Consider the following 647-nt stretch of genomic DNA (forward strand, 5'->3'; position numbering starts at 1 on the left):
GGACGCGACGGACGTGACCGACGCGACGGACGCGACAGCCCTGGGCGGCCCGGTGAGCGCCGGAGACGCCGCGGAGGCCAAGGGCGGCGCCCCCGCGGACGGTGCCGGACCCCGAGGCCCCCTCGACGCGGAGCGCCTCGACGAGATCGAGGAGGGCACGGACACGGCACCCTGGGTGGCCTACGCGCGCGGCCGCCGCCACCTGCTCGACGGGCGGACCGGCCGCGCGCACACCGCGCTCACCGAGGCCGCCGCCCGCCTGCCGGGCCGCGCCGACCTCGCCTACCACGCGGCGTGGAGCCGGCTCCTCGACGGCCGACGGACCGAACTCACCGCACGCGTCCGGCCCGACCGCGACCGCTGGCCGCTGATCTGCCTGCTGCTCGACGCCGACCCTGACCTCGTCCTGCCCTCCGGGACCGACGAGCGGCTCGCCCGCGAGGCCGGCCCGCTCGCGCCCCTCGTCCGGGCGCGGCTGCGGATGGCCGAGGGGCGCAGGCCGGCCGGTGACCTGCCCGGCTGGGAGCAGCTCGACCTGCGCGGCACCACCCTGCCCGAACGCCTGGAGGCGCTGCGCACACTGCTCGCCGCCGAGCTGGGCCGCGGCCGGGAGCGGGCGGTGGGGCAGCTGGCCCGGCTGCCGCTGT

Annotated in this window: 1 protein-coding gene; it reads left to right on the forward strand. The window is 79.9% G+C overall.

What is annotated here, in order from left to right:
* Nucleotides 1-13: 13 nt before the first annotated feature.
* A partial coding sequence (locus GTW43_RS32545; protein ID WP_202502232.1) for a hypothetical protein occupies nucleotides 14-647 on the forward strand: 634 nt, incomplete at its 3' end.

Source organism: Streptomyces sp. SID5785 (assembly GCF_009870065.1).
In the GTDB taxonomy this organism is placed as follows: domain Bacteria; phylum Actinomycetota; class Actinomycetes; order Streptomycetales; family Streptomycetaceae; genus Streptomyces.